The sequence below is a fragment of the Paraburkholderia sp. RCC_158 genome, assembly GCF_041355255.1.
Taxonomy (GTDB): Bacteria; Pseudomonadota; Gammaproteobacteria; order Burkholderiales; family Burkholderiaceae; genus Paraburkholderia; species Paraburkholderia graminis.
Map to the genome: position 1 here is coordinate 97,044 of NZ_JBFUPM010000018.1, position 22,300 is coordinate 119,343.

Sequence of the window (22,300 nt, forward strand, 5' to 3'; positions counted from 1 at the left end):
CGGCCGGGTGCTATTGGGCGTGCCAGGGAACAGCGGAATTGACCGCGATACCGGCGGTGCAACAACGGATGACCTCGCCGGTCGACCACAATGCGCTGCTGCTCCAGTACCTGAACAGCTCTGAGATTTGCGTCTCGTTGAAGTACTTCCGCATGCGCGACCAGATTTCATCGGACGCCGATTGTTCGCTGACACCCGAAAGATGTTCGGTCCAGGCCAACGCGGCCTTCTCCGCATGACAGAAAACATCGGCGCGCCGCCAGCTTCCGATATGCTCGATCTTCGATGTGGCGACGGCTGCCTGGAGCGCGAGGCGCAGGCCGTGCTGAACGCACAGCAAACAACCGTTGATTTGCGATGCGCGCAACTCGAGAAGCGCGATCAGGCCCGCGTCGAGCGAGCCGCACTGGATTGGCCGCGTCACGATTTCGCACCCGGCCTGTATCGATGCACGTCGTGACTGATAAAGCCGACTTCACGGCTGGGAATATCGAACCACTCGGGATGACAGAAGGAATTGCGAATGTCGTCTAATCCACTTGCCCAGTGCTCATTCATTGTGTCCTTGCTGAACTCGTAGTCCTTATAGTGGCCTTCGAACGACTTGTTCTTGTAGATCAGATGCACCACATTCACCGCGCTGCCATCCGCCGTCTTCTGCGCTTCCTGAATGACCGCATGATCGCGACGCGCGGACTCGGGGATATGTTCGAGCAGTGCCTTGATCAATTGAGCGTGCTTCTGGTTCTGCGCCATGAAGGCGGTGACGGCACGCGTACGGCTTGAATACTGGATGTCCTTGACACGCTCGTTGACGTCGAGAAAATCACCCGGCAGCTTGCCGCGCGAACTCCACAGATCGACCTGCAGAACAAGCGTGTCTCTGTGCTGACTCTCCCTGATAATTTCCGTCAGCGGCGTATTGGAGACGAGCCCTCCGTCCCAGTAAAACTCTCCATCGATCTCGACGGCGGGAAACCCTGGCGGCAGCGAGCCGGACGCGATGAAGTGCTCCGGCTTCAGTCGCATCGTCGAGTTGTCGAAGTACACGAGATTGCCATTCCGTACGTTGACAGCGCCGACCGAAACACGGATGCCTCCATCGTTGATCCGGTCGAAGTCGGCGTACTTCATCAGCGTTTCACGCAACGCAGTGGTGTCGTAATAGCTGACTTCGTCGGGACGCCTCTTCACGAGATCGGCCGCAAGCGTGCGCATACGCGGCGAGAAAAATCCCTGCTGCCCCTCCACCAGCGTGCGCGTTGCCGCCCACGCGCTCGACCACTTGCGCGCCATGTCTTCACAGCCCGGATAGACGGGCAGCAGGGAACGGACATGCGAGAAAAGATCCGCGGGTTGACTTATCGTGTTCCAGAATCCGCGTAGCGCCTCCACCCGGTCTTCCGGCGCGTTCCCCGCAATCACCGCGGTGTTCAACGCGCCGATCGATATGCCGGAGATCCGGGTCGGCTCAATACCCACTTCGGCAATCCCTTCGTATACGCCGGCCTGATACGAACCCAGGGCTCCGCCACCCTGGAGCACAAGTCCGATTTCATCGTACCGGGGCAGCCTGAAAGGAGACGGCTGCTGCAACTCTTTGCGCTGACTCGATCTCACGGTTATCCCCTTACTGCATGAACCAGCCGTGGCTCACCACGACGGACTGGCCGGTCAGCGCATTCGATTCGAAGCCGGCGAGAAACGCGACCGTATTGGCGACATCGGCCAGCGAGGTGAACTCGCCGTCCACCGTGTCCTTCAGCATCACGTTTTTCACGACCTCCGCCTCTGAAATTCCCAGCACTTTCGCCTGCTCAGGAATCTGCTTGTCCACCAGCGGCGTTCTGACGAAACCAGGGCACACGACATTCGCGCGCACACCGTGCGGCCCGCCTTCCTTCGCTACAACACGTGCAAGCCCAAGCAGCCCATGCTTGGCCGTCACATAAGCCGACTTAAGTTGCGATGCCTCGTGCGAATGCACGGAACCCATGTAGATCACGGCGCCGCCTTTACCCGATGCGTACATATGCTTCACCGCTGCCTTAGTAGTGAGGAATGCGCCATCGAGATGAATAGCTATCATCTTTTTCCAGTCGGAGAACGAGTAGTCCTCGATCCGGTTGACGATCTGAATACCGGCGTTCGACACCAATACGTCGATGCTGCCGAATCGGCTTACCGTATCGGCAATGCCCGCATTGACCGCCTCTTCGTTCGTCACATCCATGGAGAGAGCAACCGCGCGGCCACCGCTGCGGACGATGTCTTCCGCCACTTTCGTTGCGCTCGGGAGATTCAGATCCGCTACGACGACCGTCGCTCCGTCCGCGGCCAGCTTGCGTGCGCATTGCTCGCCAATTCCGCTCGCCGCGCCCGTGACGAGCGCCACTTTGTCTTTCAATGCCATATATCCTCCGGGAGAGTTATTGGTTCACTACGAGTTTCATCGGATCGACGGAGGCAAGGTAGTCGTGCGCCACCTCGCCCACATCGAGTGTGAGATTGGCGACGACGTGACGCGCGCCGATTACCTTGCGAACGGGCAGGTCCGCGACCGAAGCCAGCGCGTGCGGATGAAGTTCGAGCGCAGCCGGCCCTTCCCAGGCGCCGGTCACCTGAACGTCGCGCAAAAAGAAGCGGACGAGTTCGCATATTCGAACCGAGCCGTCGACGTGCGGTATTACCTTGAGCAGATAGTTAGGTGTGTCGGCCAGTTTGTGTTGCTCGGCAGCGGCGTCGAGCGGACGATACTTATAGCCCATCGTGCCGGTGGCAATTCGCTGCGTGCCGTAGTCGAGCGTTCCGAGCAGGGTGTCTTTTCCGTCAATCGAAAGCCGCGGCGAAGCGAGCTTCTTGGGAAAGCCCCAGATTTCACGGCCGCCGGCGATCGGACCTTCGTCGTCCAGATACATCGAGTGCGTGTAGTTCGCCTTTCTGCCCTGCTCGTCCAGAACCGAGATGACCTGACCGCTCTCCGTATAGTCGCCAAACCCCGACGAATCGGGCATGCGAATGAACTCGTAATGAACGATCGCGTTATCGACCTTCAACGGCTCGGGAACGACGGCTCTTAGCGCCTCGATATCCGTCTCGTAGGAAATAATGAAGTACTCCCGGTCGACGAACCGGAACGGCGGACGCGGGTATGCCGGATTGTGCAGCGGCATCGAAAAAGCATGGTTGCGGATATCGTCTTTTGTCACGACTCACTCCTTGGTTGCTTTGAATCACGCTTTCCGCAAACTAGCTTCGCAGGAAAGACAACAGGTCCTGATTGAGCTGGTCCTTGTGGGTATCGGTCAATCCATGCGGCGCACCGGGATAAATCTTCAGGATCGCGTGAGGGACGAGTTTCTTGCTCGAACGGGCTCCAACATCCACGGGAACGACCTGGTCGTCGTCGCCGTGAATGATCAGCGTCGGTCGGTCGAACTTCAGCAGATCCGCCGTGAAATCGGTTTCGGAATAGGCTTTGACCGATTCGTAGACGTTCTTGAAACCACCGCTCATTCCCTGACGCCACCACGCGTCGATCAGACCTTGCGACACCTTGGCGCCCGGCCGGTTAAAGCCGTAGAACGGACCGGCGGGAATGTCCTTGAACAATTGCGAGCGGTTGGCGATCATTGCGGCGCGAACGCTATCGAACGATTCAATACGTACACCTGTCGGATTGCCGGGCGTTTTAACCATCAGCGGCGGCACGGCTGAAATCAATCCGATCTTCGATACGCGTGACGTACCGTGCCGGCCCACATAACGCGCGACCTCGCCCCCGCCGGTCGAGAACCCGATAACGGCCATCTCGCGCAGGCCGAGGGTGTCGATGACTGTCGCGAGATCGTCCGCGTAGTGGTCCATGTCGTTGCCGTCCCACGGTTGGCTCGAGCGGCCGTGACCGCGGCGATCATGTGTGATGACTCGAAACCCGTGCGACGCCAGAAAGAAGGCCTGGTTTTCCCAGCTATCCGAGTTGAGCGGCCAGCCATGACTCAGCGTAACGACGGGAGCGTCTTTCGCGCCCCAATCCTTGAAGTACAGGCTCACTCCGTCCCGGGTGCGGATAACGTCACCGGTATGGTTTGCGGACGACATGTGCGCGACCGCCGCGCCGGGTCCTGACTGTTTGCCGGCGGCCGATGCCACCGTTGTCGTCAACGTTGCGGCAACTCCGCCAATCAGCAGGTTGCGGCGTTTTGCGTCGGGGGAAACGTGTCCCAAGTCTTTAGTCATGGCTCAAGTCCAGGAATTATTCGACCGGGAGATAAGGGAATTGGCTTGCTTACCGGTCGAGTATTCAGAGTAACGACGACGCGTTTATCGGCCCAGTTAAGCGCTGCAAAACTCCGTTTATCTTTCTACGTACACCCAACTAAAAATAGCCGTTTCCTTTAACGACGCTTAACAATCAGAACTTCAACGCATGCAGCCGATGAATCTTATCCAGAAGCCAATGGAAGCTGGCGTGCTCATCGTCTGCATGAGCGGCGTTCTTCATCGCCATCTTGTGCAACATGTCTTGCCGTTGGGAAAGCAGCCGGCACATTCGATGAGTCACTTCCTGACTATCCCTCAATAGAGGCGTCACAGCGTCTTTACTCAATCTGTAAATGACACTCCGGGTAAGCGTCACGATCTTCACCTGAACCGGCAACCCCGCGAGTAGTCCGGTCTCGCCCATCGTATCGCCGGGCCCGAGACGCACCACTTCGACGGCCCCGGTAGATTGCTCCGTTGAAACACTGAGCACGCCCGAGTCGACGATTGCGAGACTGTCGGGCACCACTTCCGGCGTGAAGATCACCTGCCCCGCGTCGTATTCATGCCGCACCATGCAACTGGAAAGCATCTTCAACTCGTCGTCGCTGATGGCGGCGAACAGTTCGATGCGTCTAAGCAGGCGCTCCTCGGCGTTTGCCACAATGGCCGTGACAGATGGCACGCCTGGTGGCCGCAAAGCGACTCCCGCGGCGGTGAGGTGCCGATAACAGAGGTCGTACAGTTCGTTTGTTAATGGCGTCTTTTTCGCCGTGTCGTCCACGAAAGCCGTTGCTTCGTACTGAATGGAATGTATCGTGGATTTTCTCGCCTGCACGAAGGGAGCCGGTGTCGGCAGAATGGAACGCGCCGCAGCCAGTGCGCATTCAAGCGCGGCAATCACCGTTGCCGGCCGCTCGTCCGGCGAAATTTCCAGAGACACCGTCACGCCATGCAAAGCGTGCGGCCGGTTCGTATTGGTGATATTTGCCTTTGCCGCCGCGGCATTCGGAACGATGGTTACATTGCCGTGCGAATTGAGAAGATGCGTTGCTCTCCAGTTCATCTCGATCACCTTGCCTTCGGCGCCGTCAATCGAGATCCAGTCACCCACGCGGTACGGTTCCGTGGAATTCAGTACGATGCCCGCAAAGACATCGTGCAAAGTACTTTGAATAGCCAAACCGAGAATAACGGCCAATGTTCCCGACGTCGCAATCAGGCCGCGAACGGGTATTTCCAGAACGAATCCCGTCGCGGCTACTGCCGCGGCAAGAAACACCACGGCGCCGAATACGTCCTGAAACAGTCTCTGTTTGCGCCAGGTCTGCGGCAGCAGAAGTGCGTCGAGAGCAAGCGTGAACAGGCGGGCACCGGTCAGCCACCAGAATATCTTCAGGGCCTGCGCCGCTTCGTGAAGCAGCGACGCTTCAAGATGCGTAGCCTGTCGGAAGGGGCTGAGGCCCGCGGTGAAAATGCTCGCCGTGAACACGGCAAAGATCGCGAGCCGAAGCAATAGACGCGAAACGTCTTGCTTCGGCACTTTGAAACGCCACAGTGCCACGTCGATCAGAACGACGGCATAACCGAACACCAGCGAATCGCTCACGGACGCTCCGACGGGAAAAACGCGCCTGACGAGTACTCATGCCGCCCCCGCCCGGAGCCATGGTGAACGACTAACCGCGATGCCCGAACGCACTAACGTACTAACGCATTAGCCAAATGACGCCAGCGGGTCGCCTGCCGCGAGTGCATCGGCGCGATTCGGCGCCGGTGGATAGATCCACTGCGTATTGATCATCTGCTTGCGTGCTTTTCCTTCTGCATGCGTCAGCTTGATCTGGCGGTCCCAGCCTTCTGAATAGACCGCGCCCCACTCGCCGAGATCGAGACAAGTCGCATAAAACGGCTGGGTATACGCAAGCGTCGATTCGCCGATCAGATCGGCCGCGACATTGTGACCGCCGAATTTGCCCATCACCATTGCGTGCTGACAGGACATCAACGCGTAGTGCCCTTGATCGTCGCTACGCACTCGCGCCACATCGCCTGCGACGAACACGCCGGGCGCTTCTTCCACGCGCAGATCGGGTGCGACTTCGACACGGCCAAGCGGGTCGAGTCGCGACGAAACCTGCGCTGCAAGCGTGCTCGCTCGCATGCCGCCCGCCCATACCACCGTGTGCGCTTCGATATGCGTGCCCGAGGCGGTTCGGACGCCACTCGCGTCGACCGATACGACACTCGAGCCCAATACCGCTTCGATGCCCAGCGAAGCGAATGCCTCGGCGACGAAAGGCCGCGGGTTAGGTCCAAGATCGGGACCGATGTCGGCCTGCGAACCTACGACGATCACTTTGATCGCCGCATCCGGGCCGAATAGCGCGCGCATTCGTTTAGGCAATTCGGTTGCGATCTCGATGCCGGTAAAGCCGCATCCCACCACGGCAACGGTATTTCGAGCGCTTGAATCGGGCAGCTTCGCGAGTTCCTTCAGATGCTCTTCAAGTGCCGATGCGTCCTCCATGCAATCGACCGAGAATGCATACTCGGCGAGCCCTGGAATCGACGGCCGGCTTAACTTGCTGCCGCTCGTGAGCAGCAACCGGTCGTAACCGAGCGTGCGGGTTGCGCCGCTCGCGGCTATCACACGCACGGTCTTCTCGCGGACAGCGATTTCGTCGACACTGCCCTCGACGTAGTTCACACCGACGGCGTCAAGGAGAGGCAAAAGCGGCGCGGACATCAGATGCGGCTCGCTTTCGTACATCCGTGGCCGGATCTCCAACTCGGGTTTCGGCGAGATAAGCGTAATGTCGATGTCGCCAGCCGTTGCGCCGGCACGGTCGCGCACGCGAGCCGCGCCAAGCGCGCCCCACACTCCGGCGAAGCCGGCACCCACAATCAAGATCTTCTGCGACATGATTCTTGCCCTAAGTTTTTAAATTGCCAAGTTGACGATGTGCACCGGAACTCACGACAAACCGAGCCCTGCTGCGCTGCGCGACGATCGCTAATGATCGCGGCGGCCGACTCATCTGCCGCCCGCCGTCACGACAAATCGTAGACTTGGTGCTCGAATGGCAGTAGGCACGCAAAGGAGATCACCGTGTTGTCTCGGGGACAACAATCGACGGCTTCAATGTCGTCAATTCATTCTGGCGAGCTCGGCTTCGAGCGTCGCATGGGGATGTTCGCCATCCTCCTTGGCAAGATTCACGATGGTGCGAATGCTCCACGGCACTTCGGATCTGGAAGCGTGTTGTTCAGCGGCAGTCGCGTGTTCCTGCATTGCCTGCTTTACGCCATTGGGAAAGGCAACCCTCGTGTCTCCCACCGCCGTCTGCAATACATGCAATACGGCCTGGCCAAACTTCACGCATTCTTCGCGCGTCGGCATTTTTCCTTTCTGCATGACCGAGTCTTTCCAGTCGTTCTGTTGGTGGCTGAGTAGAACGGGACGCCGCGCGCAGAAGTTCCGGTAGTTCAGCAAGTAGGCTTCCTGGCGATTTTGTGGGCTAATGCCCAGCAGCTTCCACGCGGCATCGAAACGCTCTTTCTTTATTCCGTTCTCGTACGCCATCGCGCGCAGAAAGAATTCGTGAAAGGCTTCGAGACTCGCGGTGCAGGACGATACCGATTGTCGATAGTGTCCATCGCGTATCGCGTAAGCGGCGAGTTCAAAAAGAATCTCGAACTTCTGCTGCCGCAATGCCACGATCTGCTGATGACCGCGCGAGCACTCGGATCTATACCTTCCGTCGCCGTCGGGTCGAAGATCCAGCAAAACAGAAGAAAGAACGGAATTCCCTACGGAGCTTCCGTCCGGGTTGCATTCGAGGCAAATAATGGGAACCGATATCTTTGTCATGGCATGTCTCACAGTGGGATGTTGTTTCTCGCTTCTCGCCGCATCAACTCTTCTCTAATCTTCTCTACTCGCTTCACCAGCAGACCACACGCGGAGGCGCAAACCTCGTTCGAGACCAGGTCTCGCTGGCACTCTATGCCCAATCAACCGCTTCTGCAGATGAGGTACGGTGAATGGGCTAGTACGCCAATCGCTCAATGGTCCGATGTTGTCCTGGCGGCAACACTGTGATATCCCACCGGCGTCTTCCATGTTCTGAGCGGCGCAACTAGGATTGCTTGTGACGCAATGTTTCGCCGCGGAGAGACCGTGGTATGGGTCTATTCCAATGCACCTGAATCGCGCAATCCGGAGTCTGCTGAGAAGATGAATGCCAAGGAAGATTTTTTGCGTTCCGGCGTGATGACAAATACCGACCGGCACGACTACGGCGAGGCCATATCGTTTGGGCCGTTCACGCTGTTTCCGGCCGAGAGGCGTCTCGAACGGTCAGGTTCATTCGTGCAAATAGGCAGCCGCGCGCTGGATATTCTTATTGCGCTTATTCAGAACGCCGGACAGGTCGTGGAGCGGCGCATGTTGATGTCGCATGCGTGGCGGAATATCGTCGTGGACGAAAGCAACCTGCGCGTGAACATTGCTGGATTACGCAAAGCACTGGGCGACGGCGAGGACGGTGCGCGCTACATTAAAAACGTTCAGGGCATCGGCTACTGCTTTGTTGGTCAGCTTACGCGTGAACGCATCGTTGCCGAATCCAGTTCGTTGTTTGCTGAACCGTCTCCCCGCGTACATTCCGGCGACTTCGCACCAGGATCCGCCTGCCCACAAGGTCGCGACGAGGTCTTGCGAACGCTTGCGTCCGACTTGAGCAGACATCGGCTCATATCTATTGTGGGACCGGGAGGCATCGGCAAAACGACAGTCGCCATTGCTCTCGCAAAGAGACTATCCGGAGTGTTTCCTTCGGAGATCCACGTCGCCGACTTAAGCGAGCTCGCTCATGGCGATACGGTAGCGCTCACGCTCGCTCGTCTGCTTGGGTTAGGCGATCTTCACCACATACCCGTCGCATGCATCGCCAATTATCTTTGCACCCGGCGCGCGCTGATCATTCTGGACAACTGCGAGCATGTCATCGACGAGGTGACGTCGCTCACAACGCAAATCCTCGCGGTCTCATCCGCGACCTATTTCGTGCTGACAAGTCGCGAGGCGCTACGAGTGAAATACGAACACGTCTGCCGCCTGCCTGCGCTCGAAGTCCCGCCGGGACCTGAGGTGATTTCGATCGAACATGCGCATACTTATCCCGCCGTGCAGGTATTCATTCAACGCGCTCTGGAAGCGGGCGCGAGATTCCCGCAGACCAGCAAGAGCTATGCAGCCATTTCGGAGATGTGCCGCGAACTGGAAGGCGTTGCGCTTGCAATCGAACTTGCTGCGGCGCGCGTCGCGACGTTTGGACTGGCCGGCACCATGACGCTGCTCGGAACCCGCTCACGTCTTCAATGGCAGGGATGCCGCAATGCGCCTGCGAGGCATCGGAGTCTCGCCGCATCGATTGGATGGAGTTACGCGCTGCTGTCGGACGAGGAGAGGTCCGCTTTCCGGCGGTTGTCGTCGTTTGAACAGCCCGCAACGCTCGATGCGGTCCTCGCGGCGGTCGCGAACGGAACGAATGGAACGGGCGATCTTTCGAATGCGATAGACGTAGTTGAAGGTCTGGTTGCAAAGCACATGCTGCACATCCAGCCCGGACCGGACGACTTGCCTCGCTATCGGCTCGCGGCTTCGGAAAGAATCTATGCACGAGAACAACTCAATCAGCCTGCGCTCGATAAGCGGAGCATCGTGCAATTGAACGGCGTGCAAAGGATTTGCATCTGAAATACGGCAACCGTTCCACCGGCAGCCGAGCTGCCAGGAACGGTTGCCGATATCCTGGTTCTTGCACCCGTCAGTCGTTAATCGTTAGTCGACGCGCGATGATATCTCGCGACATACTTCGCCTGAGCAATGACTTTCCCATGCATCTGATAGGCGACGACTGCGGGACTCGCCGCCGGGGCGACATCGATTTGCGCCACGTCGAGAGCAGACGCCGTCACGACATATCGATGCGATTCCCCTTTAGGCGGACACGGTCCGCCGTATCTGGATTCGCCGAAGTCCGTCAACGTCTCAATGGCGCCTGCCGGCAAGAGCTTCGAATTGCCGGAAGCGCCTTTTTCGAGCGACGACTCGGAAGGTGGAATATTGGCGATCTCCCAATGCGTCCAGCCGAGCCCGCCAGTCGGCGCATCAGGGTCGAAGATGGTCACGACAATGCTCTTTGTGCCGCGCGGAACGTGAGCCCATGAAATGCGCGGCGAAACGTTGTTGCCGTGACAGCCAAAGCCTCCGTACACCTGCTCGTTCGAAAAGTGCCCGTCACGCAGGTCATCGACCCTGATCGTGAACGGCTCGGCGCCGGCTATCGCGGGGATGACCGCCAGCGCCATCGACGTGCATAAAATTGCGGGCAACAAACTCTTCACTCTCATGATGCGCTCCGTTGAAGGATGAAAGATGCGTGCAACCGGTATCAACGGCACCGCATTGATCTGCCGCGGTCACACCAGGGCAAGTGACCGTTTGCAAAAAACCGCCGTGAGCCTTGTGCGCTCGTGGCGGTTTTCTGACAAACGTCAGTGCCATCTATACGGCGATGGTTGATCGTCGGGCACCGATCAGTAGTCCCACACCACCGGCACGAAATGGAAGCCGTTGTCCGTCTTCGCAACGTGACCGATGGATGGGAACGCGACGTGCGCTGCGGCCAGCAGAGCGCCGGTTTCCGCGGCTTCGTTGAGTAGCGCGATACGCACGTCCGCAGCCAATTCAGGATCGTGCTCGAAGCCGTTTTGCCAGTCGGGATGGTCGAAGTTGACCTCGAAAATCGCGTCGCCCACGAACGTCAGTTTTTCGCCGTTCGATGCGACGTCCACGACGCAATGCCCCGGTGTGTGTCCACCCGTCACGCGCGCCGACACGCCCTTGGCAACTTCCACGGTCTGATCGAACTGCACGATGTTTTCGCGGTAGAGTTCCGCGAACGTCGCAGCAGCCTTGCGTAGCGCCGGAGGAACAGTTTCCGGCATCACCGTCCTGCTGAAGTCCGGATTTTTCCAGAACTCTACTTCCTTCGCCGACACGTGAATGCGCACGTCCGGGCGCAGCTTGGCCCTGACGCCGGCAACGTTCAGGCCGCCGACGTGGTCCATGTGCATGTGCGTGATCACGATGTCGGTAATCGCAGCGAGGTCGATGCCCGCCGACTCCAGGCGCATCACCGAGCGGCCGGCGCGCGTGAAGTATTCGAAACCGTCGCCCACGCCCGAGTCGATCAGGATCAGGCGGTCGCCGCTGCGCACGAGCGCAATATTCAGCGCCCAGTCGAACATGTCGCGCTGCAGGAAGCGACCATCGAACCATTCGTTGCGGTCAGCTTCGCTCACGTTAGTCGACATGGTGGAGGTGGGCAGCGGCAGAACGCCATCGCTGATCAGCACGACGTCAACGTCGCCCACGCGCACGCCGTAGCGGGAAGACACGAGTTCGCCTGACCCTTCTTTGCCGACGTTGGCGATAACCGGCCGCACATTGCGAGTTGTTTCGCTCATGTTCAATAGTCCAATTGATTAAGTGGGGTGAGCCGCACTGCACCGCGCGACGCGGTTCACGAGCACGACCACGAGTGTCACGCGCTCCGTATTGCCTGCATTTGGAGGGAGCGTGTGACAGATAGTAGTCAGCGGGGACGAGCGCCAGTAGCATCGCGAATGCGTACACCATGTTGCCTGGAGGGCAACAATTTCAGGCAGGCACGCAGTGAAATGTGGTGCGGGTGACGCAGCAGATTTGCCGGATACGTGGTAATTTACGCACCGTTCTTCAAGAACACGTTCTCGGGGCGGGGTGCGATTCCCCACCGGCGGTAATCGTCTTTTGCAGACGTAGCCCGCGAGCGCTCTGTTTCGATATTGCTGCGATAACAGAGGTCAGCAGACCCGGTTGGATTCCGGGGCCGACGGTATAGTCCGGATGAAAGAGAACAGAACAGCCACAATGCCCGCACTGGCGGGAAACGGCTGTTCTTCGCCCTGTTCACACAAAACAGGCTGAACTCCATGAACACATCTCACTTGATCGAAGCACAAGCAGCATTCGTTTCCGGCGGCAACCGCGGTCGCATCGCTTTTGTCCAGGCGTGCTGGCACCGCGATATCGTCGACCAATGCAAAACCTCTTTCCTTAAGGTCATCGAGGACTTTGGTTATGCGAGCGGCGACATCGATCTTTATGAAGTACCTGGAGCGTTCGAGATCCCGCTGCACGCAAAACGGCTGGCACAGAGCGGTCGATACGCTGGCATCGTTGCAGCCGGACTTGTTGTCGACGGGGGCATCTATCGCCATGAATTCGTCGCTCAAGCGGTCATTTCAGGCTTGATGCAGGTTCAACTCGAAACAGGTGTTCCTGTGTTCTCTGCCGTGCTGACGCCGCACCACTTTCACCACGGGGAAGAGCATGTGAAGTTCTTCACTGAGCACTTCGTCGTGAAGGGCGCAGAAGTGGCGCGCGCTTGCGGCGAGACAGTGAATAAGCTTTCGCTATTGCAGACCGCCTGAGACTCGCGGACCGAGTCCGATAGAAAGTCGCGAGGCAACGTGTCTCGCGACCTGCGAACGCGGCCTCAGGACATGAACATTCCGCCATCGACGTTCACGGTCTGCCCCGTGATGTACGACGCGTCATCGGACGCCAGGAACGCGACCAGACCTGCTACATCCTTGTCGCTACCTGCACGCTTCATGGGAATGTTCTCGACCCACTCGGCCATGAGTTCGCCAGGCTTGTAATTGCCCAGCAGCTTGCCCCACGCTTCGTCGTTATACGACCACATGTCAGTCGCGATGATGCCGGGGCAGAACGCGTTCACTGTGATGCCCGTGGGCGCCAGTTCTTTCGCGAGGCTCTGCGTGATGCCCAGAACGCCAAACTTGCTGGCTGCATAGTGCGGGGTATAGACGAAACCTTGTCTGGCCTGTCCCGACGCCGTATTGATCAGACGGCCCGCTTTCCCGGCACGCAGCATCCGTCTCGCCGCTTCCTGGCAACACAGAAAAACGCCTTTGCTGTTCACCGCAAGTACGTTGTCCCATTCCTTCTCGGTCAGATCTTCCAGCTTCGCGATCGTAATGACGCCCGCGTTCTGGACTGAAACATCAACCTCACCTAGCGTGGCCGCGACTTCTTCGTAGAGCGCGACAACCTGTTCCTTGCTCGTGACATCGGTTTGCACGGCGAGGGCCTCGAAGCCGGAATCGCGTAGCTGCGCGGCAGCGTCGTGCACGGCTTTTTCATTCGCCGACACGCACACTTTCGCGCCCTCCTGCGCAAAGCGCCTGGCAATGCCCAATCCGATACCCCGGCTGCCGCCAGTGACAACCACCACCTTGTTTTCGAAACGCTGCTGGAATGCCATATGCCGATCTCCACTAATCGACGGAGCTTAAAGCCGTCGTATCCATTGCAACCATTGCTCGTGATTTCTTGCAGCCGCTTCGACGCCCGGCCCTGGTTCAACGCGTCGTGCCACCACGCGAGTCTCGCGATAGGCATCGAGTGAGTTGATTAACCCGAGCTTCAACGCGGCAAGCGCTGCTGCGCCCGCAGCCGATATTTCACTCAGCGTCAGCGTGCTCACCGGCCGGTTCAATGTGTCCGCCAGGTATTGAAGAAGGAATGGCCGCTGAACCAGTCCTCCGTCGAGAAAGAGTTCGCGCAACGGGACGTCGGCAGCCCGCTCCATGACTGCGATCACGTCCCTGATCTGATAGACGATCGATTCATAAGCTGCGCGCACGACGTTTTGCCAGGACGTCGAGAAATTCAGCCCGACGATTTGCGCGCCGCCTGGATATTTCCAGTGCGGGCAACCGATTCCCGAAAAAGCCGGAATAAGAAACACGCCGCCGTTGTCGTATTCCGTGAACGCCTCTTCTGCTTCCGCAAAATCCTTGACGATGCGCAGCTTTTCCTTGAGGAACGAAGGCGTTGACCCCGCACTGATGACGATGCCTTCCAGCGCGTAATCCACCCGCTGTTCGGTGGCAAAGCAAAGCGTCGACACCAGACCGTGATTTGCGGGCAAGGGCTTGCCGCCCACGTTCATCATGATCGAGGAGCCCGTCCCCATTGTCGCCTTGGCAAAGCCGGGACTGAGGCAGCCTTCGCCAACAGCCGCCGCGTGGGAATCGCCGATCATCGATACGATTGGGATGGGTCGATCGAAAATGCCGTTGAAATCGCTCGCGCCGAAATCGGATGCCGACGGGCGCAGTTCAGGCAGCCGCAGTTTCTGCAAACCGAAATCGGCGAGCAGTTCGCGATCCCATTCAAGTCCTGCAAGATTGAACAGCATGGTTCGCGACGCGTTCGTGTAATCGGTGCGATACACGTCGCCCTTTGTCAAACGGTACAGAAGCCAGCTATCGACCGTGCCGAAGCGAGCGGTGCCGGCGGCGATATGCGTGCGCACCCGCTCATCGTTTTCGTTAAGCCAGATGAGCTTCGTTCCCGAAAAGTACGGGTCGATCAATAGTCCCGTCTTCTCTGCAATGACCTGTGCCCTGCCTTCCTGCTTCAGACGCTCGCATATCGCGAGAGAACGTTGGCACTGCCACGACACTGCCGGAACGATCGGGCGACCTTCGTCATCCCACAGCACGACCGTCTCACGCTGATTCGAGATGCCGACACCTGCTATCTCTTTCCGGTCGCCTTTGAATTCACCGAGGCAAATGGAAACCGCTTGCAGTACCGACTCATAAATCAGCTGCGGGTCCTGCTCGACGAATCCGTTGCGCGGATGCGTACACGGTACGGCTATGAAACCGCGAGCGTGCACCTGCCCCTCCGCATCGAACACGAGTGCTTTTGTACCGCTCGTGCCCTGATCGATTGCCAGAACATATTGCATGTTGCTTTCCAGAAGACGGCTCAACTCGTGACGCTCACGCGGTGAGCGAAACCATGCGGCTTTGCAGGCGCTGCTGCAACTGATCGATGACGACAGCGAAGATGATCACGAGGCCCTTGATCACCATCTGCCAGAAATCGCTGATACCGCACATCACCATGCCGTCGCCGAGAATGCTGATCACACAGGCGCCGACGACCGAACCGAAGACCGTACCGCGGCCACCCATCAACGCAGTTCCTCCCAATACGACCGCGGCAATCGCGTTCAGCTCGAACGTCTGGCCGGTCAATGGGTGAGCGGTCTGCAACTGCGCAGTGATCACCAGTCCGACGATCGCCGCACAGAATCCCGAGAACATGTACACGAACAGCTTCACGCGGTTGGTGCGGATTCCCGAGAAGCGCGCCGCCTGCTCGTTGCCGCCGATCGCATAGATGCGCCGGCCAAGCGGCGTGCGCCTCGCAACAAAAATGGTGATGGCAGCAAGAATCACGAGAATCCAGACCGGCATTGAAAGGCCCAGGATGGTGCCGTTGCCGAGGAATTCGAAGCCCGTATTGCCCAGAGCCGGATTGCCTCCGAGATCGGCGAACGTGCTGCCGTTATTCACGAGCAGTGCTGCGCCGCGTACGACATACAGCATGCCGAGGGTTGCAATGAACGGTGCCACATTGAGCGCCGTTATCAGGTAACCATTCACCGCACCGATGATCGCGCCGAGCGCGCATGCAATCAGCGTCACGCCCCACGGGTTGAAGAACACGACGTGATGACCGATCTTCACGCCTTCGAGCAGAAGATAGCCCGCCGCCATCCCGCTTATTCCGACAATGGAACCCACGGACAGGTCGATGCCGCCCGTCAGAATCACGAGCGTCATGCCGATCGACAGAATCGCGACGATAGTCACGTGTTTCGCCATGATCAGCATGTTGCTTGTCGACAGGAAGTTCTCGGTTGCAAGCGAGAACACGATAATGATCGCAAAGAGCGCAATGAAGATTCGCAGCTTGAGCAGGTTCACCGCCATGCGCGAAGCCATGTAAGCGGATTGCCGGTTGTGCTTGCCGTGAACCGGTTGAATCGAAGGAGTGCTGCTGTTCTGAGTAGTCATGGTTTCCACCTCATGGTGCTTCACACTACGGCTGTCGCGGGCGTTGACGCGCGCACGATGCGCTCGCTGTCAAACTGTGCACGTTCCATGATCGCCGTCAGCTTGCCGCTGGCCATCACGAAGACCCGATTGGAAACAGCCATTGCCTCGTCCAGTTCCGAGGTCGCGTACACGACTGCAATGCCTGACTGCGCGAGCACGCTGATCGTCTTGTACACGTCCTCTTTTGCACCTACGTCGATTCCCCGCGTCGGCTCGTCCATCAGCAGTACTTTCGGCGACGTCAGCAATGCCTTGCCGATCACCACCTTCTGCATGTTTCCGCCCGACAGCGACGTGATCGGCGCATCCACCGACGACGCCTTGATTGCGAGGCGCTTGACGATATCGTTGGACGCAGAGAGCTGCCGGTCGCGTCGCAGTGCACCGAACGCGAGACGGCGAGTAAATCTGGACAGACTGGACAGCGTCATGTTTTCGAGGATCGACATGAGCTGCACCATCCCCTGCTTCTGTCTGTCTTCGGGTACGAGCGCAATGCCCGCCTCGATCCGTTTCGGAATTGGCAGATCTTCGATTGCCTTGCCGGCGAGTTCTATTTCGCCGAGAGCCAGCGGCTGCGCGCCGAGTAAAGACTCGAGCAGTTCAGTCCGGCCGGCGCCCATCAAGCCATAAATACCAATGACTTCTCCGGCCCTGACGGAAAACGAAACATGGTCAACCGCGTAGATGCCATTCGAGCGCTTCAGCGCAAGATCCTTGACCTTCAGGACTTCCTCGCCGATTGCATGCTGCTCGAATGCGAAACGCTTCTTCGACGATCCGACCATCGCCTCGATGATCCAGGGAATGTCGATATTCGCAATGTCGTCTTCTGCGACGAGGCGCCCATTACGCAATACCGTAATGCAATCCCCGATCGCCATGATTTCCTCGAGACGATGCGAGATGTAAATGACCGTGACGCCCTCTTCCTTGAGCTGCGCAATGATCTTGAAGAGGATCTCGACTTCCGTCTTCGAGAGCGCGGAAGTCGGCTCGTCCATGATGAGCACCTTGATGTGCTTGGAGAGCGCCTTTGCAATTTCGACCAGTTGCTGTTGCCCGACGTAGAGATCGCCGAGTCGCATGCGCGGGTCGATTGGAATCTGCAGACGGTTAAGCAGTACTTTCGCCTGATGGTTCTCGTCCTTCGTGCGGATTACGCCGGAACTGGTCAACTCATTCCCGGCGAAGATGTTCTCCGCCACGGTCATATCGGGAAAGAGGTTCAATTCCTGAAAGATGATGCCGATGCCATGCTTTTCGGCGCTACGCACGTCCGTAATGTGGGCAATCTTTTCATCGACCCATATCTCTCCCGATGTCGGCGTCTCGGCACCGGCGAGCAGCTTCATCAGCGTCGATTTGCCGGCGCCGTTTTCGCCGATCAACACATTGACCTTGCCGCGTCGCACCTTGTAGTCGACTTCGACCAACGCAGCGGTGCCCGGATAGACCTTGGACAGTCCGCGCGTCTCGATCACGTTGGCGGGATTCATGGTGTGCGGTTGGTTCATTTCCATGTCACCGGAATTGCGCGGATTTCGCCCGTCGGTTCGCTCCAACTGCTGAATACCGCGGCTACGTCGACCGTGTCGCCCACTTTAGGCTTGAGCGACTTTTGCGCTCGCGCGACCACCAGCTTGTTCAGGTCCTGTCCGAATACGGCGAAACGCGTCTGATCGTCGAAGTCGCTGTACTTGACGCCGGGGAATCCGTCGCGCACGCCAGTACCGATCACGACCGGCCCCGTCTCGAGTGCGACATGGACGGGCTCGCCGCCCGAAGCGGGCGTGACATCGACGAATACCTTTCCAACGCGCGATGAAGTGTCGACCTTGATAACCTTGCCCTGCACGCGTATCCAGAAGTTGCATGGGAAAGCCGCGCTTTGGCGAAAGCCGTACTCCTTGCAGGCGTTATCGAAGTTCTGCCCGGCAGCGCCGATCACCTGTGCTGCGGGCCTGGCATTCTTGTCCGCATACGGAATCAGTTGTTCATTCAGGATCTTTTCCGGGTCCGGGCCTTGATGCTGACCCTGACTGCGAATCTGGGCCAGCTCGGTATCCGTCACGACGTGACACCCGGCAACTGAAACGAGAGCGACGACCACCAGCGCGAACCTGGCTGCAGATGGGGAAAAAACCATGACAACATCTCCTGACGACACGTCAACAGGTGCAGCGCCGGCCGCACCCGCCTACTTGAAAAGCTGGCGCGCTTACTTGTTGTAGTAGAAGTCTTTGACGTGCGACGCGTTGTCCTTCGTAATCAGGATGCCGCGAGTGAGCTGGCGCTCCGGTTCGCCGGTCTTGCCCGTCGTGATGTACTTGTTGAGCAGGTCGACGCCGTGAATCGCGAGGCCTTGCGCCTGCAACATGACGCTTGCCTTCAACTTGCCCTGCATGAGCGAATCGCGCTCGTCATTACTGCCGTCGATACCCATCACGACAACGTCTTTCTTGCCGGCGGATTCGAGCGACGCAATCGCGCCGAGGGCCACGGGCCCGTTGCCGCAGATCACGCCCTTGATGTTCGGATGTTCCTGCAGGATCGAGTCCATTGCCTGCTTGCCGGGCAGCAGCGCGCCCTTGGCATCCTGACGCGCAACCATCTTGAGATCCGGATACTGGTCAAGCACCTGGTGGAAAGCCTGTGAACGGGTCACACAATTCTTGTCTGCCTGATTGCAGGTGAGCTCCACATATTCGCCCTTTTCGCCGATCGCTTCCACGAACTTCTGCGCGACTTCAGTACCCGCCTGCAGATTGTTGTGGCTCAGTTGTGCGATGGCAATGCCATCCTTCGGGATCTCGCGGTTGATCAGCACGACCGGCACCTTCTTTTCCTGCGCGGTGCGAACCGTGGCGACGCTACTGTTCGAATCCGCATTGTCGAGAATGATGCCCTTCACGCCTTTGCCGATCACCAGATTGACCAGTTCATTCTGCTTGTTCACATCCTCGCCGTGCGACAGCACGATGGTGTCGTAGCCGAGCTTCTTCGCCTCGGTGTCGGCGCCCCTGGCTTCGGCGGCGTAATACGGATTGTCGAGGGCGTTCACCAGAATGGCGATGGTTCCTTTAGAAGCGGCGAGTGCATCGACGGAATGAACCGCTGCGAACGAAGCAGCGACGGCAGCAACAAGTGCGATCTTCTTCAGCATTTTTTGTCTCCAGATTGATCTCTTTCTTAACGTGTTGCAGCCTCGGACCGGCTGCGCTCGAACTGCATCAGCAGATGGTGTATCCCCCATCGATCATGATGTCAGCGCCGGTGATCATGTCCGCTCCATTCGAGAGCAGAAACAGAATGGCCGCGGCAATTTCATCCGTGTACGCAAAGCGTCCGACGGGTATTAGCTTCTTCATCGCTTCGCCCTTTTCGCCCTCCCAGGCGGCTGCGCCCATCGGCGTCAGCACAACGGTCGGCGAAACCGTATTCACCGTTATTCCGCGCAACGCCCATTCTTTGGCCAGCACTTTCGTCATACCGATCAACCCGGCTTTGGCCGACGTGTACGCACAATGCTTGTCGATCGCCACGGTTGCGGCCTGCGAAGCAATATTGACGATCTTGCCTCCGTGGCCGCTCGCGAGAACATGCCGCGCGAAATGCTTCGCGCACAGGAACGGACCCGTGAGGTTCACGCCGATCTGCTTTTGCCACTCGTCGACACCGATGTCTTCGGCTGCCGTCAGCGTGATGCAGCCGGCCGCATTGACGAGCAGATGAAGATCGCCGAAGTGGCCAAGCGCAGCCTTCATTGCCTTTTCGACGTCGGCCTCGTTAGCGACGTCGCATGGAAACGCGCGGGCGTTAGTGGCTCCGAGTTCTTCGATCGCCGCCTGCACGCGCGGCTCTTCGAAGCTCGGATAGAAGATCGCAACGCGGGCACCCTTCGCGATAAGCGCTGCGTTCGTCGCCATCGCGATACCGCCCAGACCACCCGTGACGACGGCGACCTTGCCGTCGAGCCGGAAGTCGAAGTCGACGCCATGACGCAGCGACATGTCGTACTGAATTGCCATTCCAGTGTCTCCTTGAGGTCTTTGCTATACGTTCAATGCGCGCACTGGGCGCGAATTGCGTCGGCGATACCTGCCGCGTCGATTCCGTAATGGCGCCGGATGCCTTTGCGCGTACCGTAGTTTGCGAATTCGCCTTCGGTGATGCCGAGCATGGTCAGCGGTTTCGAGAGCTGACGCCGCGCCATCAGCACAGCCGTAAGCGCGCCGATGCCGCCATGAAGCGAATGTTCCTCAACGGTGACAATCGAGTCATGAGCCGCAATGATTTTTGCGAGCGCATCGGCATCGAGCGGCCGGATTGAAGAGAGGTTGACGAGCGTCGGCGCAATGCCATGCTCTGCCTTCAGCGACTCGCAGGCTTCGAGCGCCTCGCCGACCACGGAGCCCAACGCAATCACCGCGACGCGGCTGCCCTCGATCACCACGTCCGGGCGACCAGGCTCGAAACGGTAGCTCGCCTCGTGAACGATCGGAAACTTCGCGTTATCGAGCCGGATATATACGGGACCTTCGACGGCCGCAGCGTATTCGATCATCTGCACGACTTCGATCCCGTCGCACGGCGCAAGAATCTGCACGTTGCCGAATCCGCTCATGATTGATATGTCGTCGATGGCATGGTGCGTCGACGCCAGCGGGCCGTACGCGACACCGGCGTTCAGGCCCAGCATCTTCACGTTTGTTGCGCTATAGCAGACGTCGTTCTTCACCTGCTCGTTAGCGCGAGCCACGAGGAACGGCGCCGCGTTGGCCGTGAAGACGACATGGCCGCCCAACGCCAGGCCCGCGGCCATACCGACCATGTTCTGTTCCGCGATGCCGACATTGATGACCCGTTCGGGGTACGTCTCTAGAAACGGGCTGATCTTCGACGTGGACGTGGAGTCCGCGACCATCACGACAATGTCGCGGCCTTCGGCCGTCAACCGTCCGAGCGCGCTGACCGCACCGTCCCGCAAATCGGCGTACTCACGCATGGTCCAGTTCCTCCAATGCCTGCTTCAGTTGCGTTTCGTCCGGGACCTTGTGATGCCATGCCGGCACGTTCTCCATGAACGACACGCCGCGGCCCTTGATCGTATGAGCGATGAGGACTTTCGGCTTCCCGTTTTCGTAGTCCAGACTTTCGATCAGTTTCCAGATGGCGTCGGCCTGATTGCCGTTGACGTCGTGCACTTCGAAGCCGAAGGCCCGGAATTTTTCGTCGAGCGGGTCCATGTCCATGATGTTGTGGGTGAAGTCCGCCAGTTGCAGCCGGTTGCGGTCGACGATCACCACGAGATTGGCCAGTTCGAAATGCGCCGCCGCCATTGCGGCTTCCCAGTTCGAACCCTCTTCCAGTTCGCCGTCGCCTGTGAGAACGAAAACGCGGCCGACCGAGCCTTTCGTGTTAACGGCATGACGCCGCTTAGCCATCGCGAGCCCTGCCGCGATCGGGAAGCCGTGTCCGAGCCCGCCCGTGTTGACTGTCACCAGCGACGGCAGCTTTTGCCTGACCGGATGTCCCGGCAGACGTGAACCGTCCTTGAGATACGTGAGAAGTTCTTCGTCAGCCAGCCAGCCGAGTTCGGCAAAACAGGAATAGAGGCCGCCTACGCCGTGTCCTTTGCTGAGGATGAATTCGTCGTGCCATTTGACGGTGCCGTCCGACTGAACTTCGTAGCGGAGCACATGGAAGTACAGCGCCGCGAGCACATCGGCCTCGGACATGTCGCCGCCCGTGTGGCCGCTCTTCGCAGCGGAATTCATCACGCAGATTTTTTTACGGATTTCCTGCGCCCGCCGATGTAGGGCGTCGCCAGACTGCTTGTAGGGGTTTTCCATTCCCAACTCCCGAACTTCCCGTTTGCTTGAGATTCAGTTTCTTTTACTTTCTTTAGAAAGTCAAAGAGAAATAGATGGAAAGCGGGAAAACCCCTGGCCGGGCCGTACTGCTGCCGTTTAGG

General features: G+C 58.6%; 21 protein-coding genes and 1 riboswitch. Of the genes, 2 read left to right on the forward strand and 19 right to left on the reverse strand.

The features are described 5' to 3' along the window. Positions 1-10 precede the first annotated feature (10 nt). The 8 genes from AB6809_RS27365 to AB6809_RS27400 all read right to left on the reverse strand — a co-directional run bounded on the left by AB6809_RS27365 (position 11) and on the right by AB6809_RS27400 (position 8,137). Positions 11-424 (reverse strand): carboxymuconolactone decarboxylase family protein, encoded by a 414-nt coding sequence (locus AB6809_RS27365; RefSeq protein WP_051154181.1) that lies wholly within the window; start codon positions 422-424, stop codon positions 11-13. Next, positions 421-1,620, reverse strand: a complete 1,200-nt coding sequence (locus AB6809_RS27370; RefSeq protein ID WP_029971849.1) for a patatin-like phospholipase family protein — start codon at positions 1,618-1,620, stop codon at positions 421-423. Before AB6809_RS27370 ends, AB6809_RS27365 begins: the two co-directional genes overlap by 4 nt. A gap of 10 nt (positions 1,621-1,630) precedes the next feature. Then, positions 1,631-2,413, reverse strand: coding sequence for a 3-hydroxybutyrate dehydrogenase (locus AB6809_RS27375; RefSeq protein WP_371027541.1), 783 nt, complete (start codon positions 2,411-2,413; stop codon positions 1,631-1,633). 16 nt (positions 2,414-2,429) lie between these two features. Beyond that, entirely contained in the window at positions 2,430-3,209 is a 780-nt protein-coding gene (locus AB6809_RS27380; RefSeq protein WP_006047584.1) for an acetoacetate decarboxylase, read from the reverse strand. Between the two features lie 40 nt (positions 3,210-3,249). After that, on the reverse strand, positions 3,250-4,239 hold the full coding sequence (locus tag AB6809_RS27385) for an alpha/beta fold hydrolase (RefSeq protein ID WP_029971846.1): 990 nt from the start codon (positions 4,237-4,239) through the stop codon (positions 3,250-3,252). A gap of 175 nt (positions 4,240-4,414) precedes the next feature. Next, on the reverse strand, positions 4,415-5,872 hold the full coding sequence (locus tag AB6809_RS27390) for a mechanosensitive ion channel domain-containing protein (protein ID WP_006047582.1): 1,458 nt from the start codon (positions 5,870-5,872) through the stop codon (positions 4,415-4,417). A 108-nt stretch (positions 5,873-5,980) separates the two neighbouring features. Continuing rightward, positions 5,981-7,189, reverse strand: coding sequence for an NAD(P)/FAD-dependent oxidoreductase (locus AB6809_RS27395; protein WP_029971845.1), 1,209 nt, complete (start codon positions 7,187-7,189; stop codon positions 5,981-5,983). 225 nt (positions 7,190-7,414) lie between these two features. Next, complete coding sequence (locus tag AB6809_RS27400) at positions 7,415-8,137, reverse strand: hypothetical protein (protein ID WP_029971844.1); 723 nt, start codon at positions 8,135-8,137, stop codon at positions 7,415-7,417. Positions 8,138-8,446: 309 nt separating this feature from the next. Here AB6809_RS27400 and AB6809_RS27405 point away from each other — a divergent pair, with 309 nt between their 5' ends. Further along, complete coding sequence (locus tag AB6809_RS27405; RefSeq protein WP_029971843.1) at positions 8,447-10,027, forward strand: winged helix-turn-helix domain-containing protein; 1,581 nt, start codon at positions 8,447-8,449, stop codon at positions 10,025-10,027. Between the two features lie 77 nt (positions 10,028-10,104). On the opposite strand, the gene AB6809_RS27410 is transcribed toward AB6809_RS27405, so the two are convergent. Beyond that, positions 10,105-10,683, reverse strand: coding sequence for a YbhB/YbcL family Raf kinase inhibitor-like protein (locus tag AB6809_RS27410; protein ID WP_029971842.1), 579 nt, complete (start codon positions 10,681-10,683; stop codon positions 10,105-10,107). A 186-nt stretch (positions 10,684-10,869) separates the two neighbouring features. Next, on the reverse strand, positions 10,870-11,802 hold the full coding sequence (locus AB6809_RS27415; RefSeq protein ID WP_006047577.1) for an MBL fold metallo-hydrolase: 933 nt from the start codon (positions 11,800-11,802) through the stop codon (positions 10,870-10,872). A 277-nt stretch (positions 11,803-12,079) separates the two neighbouring features. Continuing rightward, positions 12,080-12,239: riboswitch (FMN riboswitch) on the forward strand. Between the two features lie 70 nt (positions 12,240-12,309). Here AB6809_RS27415 and AB6809_RS27420 point away from each other — a divergent pair. Further along, on the forward strand, positions 12,310-12,810 hold the full coding sequence (locus AB6809_RS27420) for a 6,7-dimethyl-8-ribityllumazine synthase (protein WP_029971841.1): 501 nt from the start codon (positions 12,310-12,312) through the stop codon (positions 12,808-12,810). Positions 12,811-12,875: 65 nt separating this feature from the next. Here the strand turns inward: AB6809_RS27420 and AB6809_RS27425 are convergent, their stop codons facing one another. From AB6809_RS27425 to AB6809_RS27465, 9 genes are all read right to left on the reverse strand, one after another. After that, positions 12,876-13,667: a glucose 1-dehydrogenase gene (locus tag AB6809_RS27425; RefSeq protein WP_029971840.1), complete on the reverse strand. Its 792-nt coding sequence runs from the start codon at positions 13,665-13,667 to the stop codon at positions 12,876-12,878. 27 nt (positions 13,668-13,694) lie between these two features. Beyond that, on the reverse strand, positions 13,695-15,164 hold the full coding sequence (locus AB6809_RS27430) for a glycerol kinase (protein WP_029971838.1): 1,470 nt from the start codon (positions 15,162-15,164) through the stop codon (positions 13,695-13,697). 34 nt (positions 15,165-15,198) lie between these two features. Continuing rightward, positions 15,199-16,281 carry an ABC transporter permease gene (locus tag AB6809_RS27435; protein ID WP_107710438.1) on the reverse strand — a complete coding sequence of 361 codons (1,083 nt, stop codon included), beginning with the start codon at positions 16,279-16,281 and terminating at the stop codon, positions 15,199-15,201. A 20-nt stretch (positions 16,282-16,301) separates the two neighbouring features. After that, on the reverse strand, positions 16,302-17,840 hold the full coding sequence (locus AB6809_RS27440; RefSeq protein WP_006047572.1) for a sugar ABC transporter ATP-binding protein: 1,539 nt from the start codon (positions 17,838-17,840) through the stop codon (positions 16,302-16,304). After that, positions 17,837-18,472, reverse strand: coding sequence for a DUF2291 family protein (locus tag AB6809_RS27445; protein ID WP_006047571.1), 636 nt, complete (start codon positions 18,470-18,472; stop codon positions 17,837-17,839). The genes AB6809_RS27440 and AB6809_RS27445 overlap by 4 nt, the downstream gene beginning before the upstream one ends. A 72-nt stretch (positions 18,473-18,544) precedes the next feature. Then, complete coding sequence (locus AB6809_RS27450) at positions 18,545-19,489, reverse strand: D-ribose ABC transporter substrate-binding protein (protein WP_006047570.1); 945 nt, start codon at positions 19,487-19,489, stop codon at positions 18,545-18,547. 67 nt (positions 19,490-19,556) lie between these two features. Continuing rightward, positions 19,557-20,354, reverse strand: coding sequence for a GolD/DthD family dehydrogenase (locus AB6809_RS27455; RefSeq protein ID WP_029971835.1), 798 nt, complete (start codon positions 20,352-20,354; stop codon positions 19,557-19,559). Between the two features lie 32 nt (positions 20,355-20,386). After that, on the reverse strand, positions 20,387-21,331 hold the full coding sequence (locus tag AB6809_RS27460) for a transketolase family protein (RefSeq protein ID WP_029971834.1): 945 nt from the start codon (positions 21,329-21,331) through the stop codon (positions 20,387-20,389). Next, on the reverse strand, positions 21,324-22,178 hold the full coding sequence (locus AB6809_RS27465) for a transketolase (protein ID WP_371027542.1): 855 nt from the start codon (positions 22,176-22,178) through the stop codon (positions 21,324-21,326). Before AB6809_RS27465 ends, AB6809_RS27460 begins: the two co-directional genes overlap by 8 nt. Positions 22,179-22,300 lie beyond the last annotated feature (122 nt).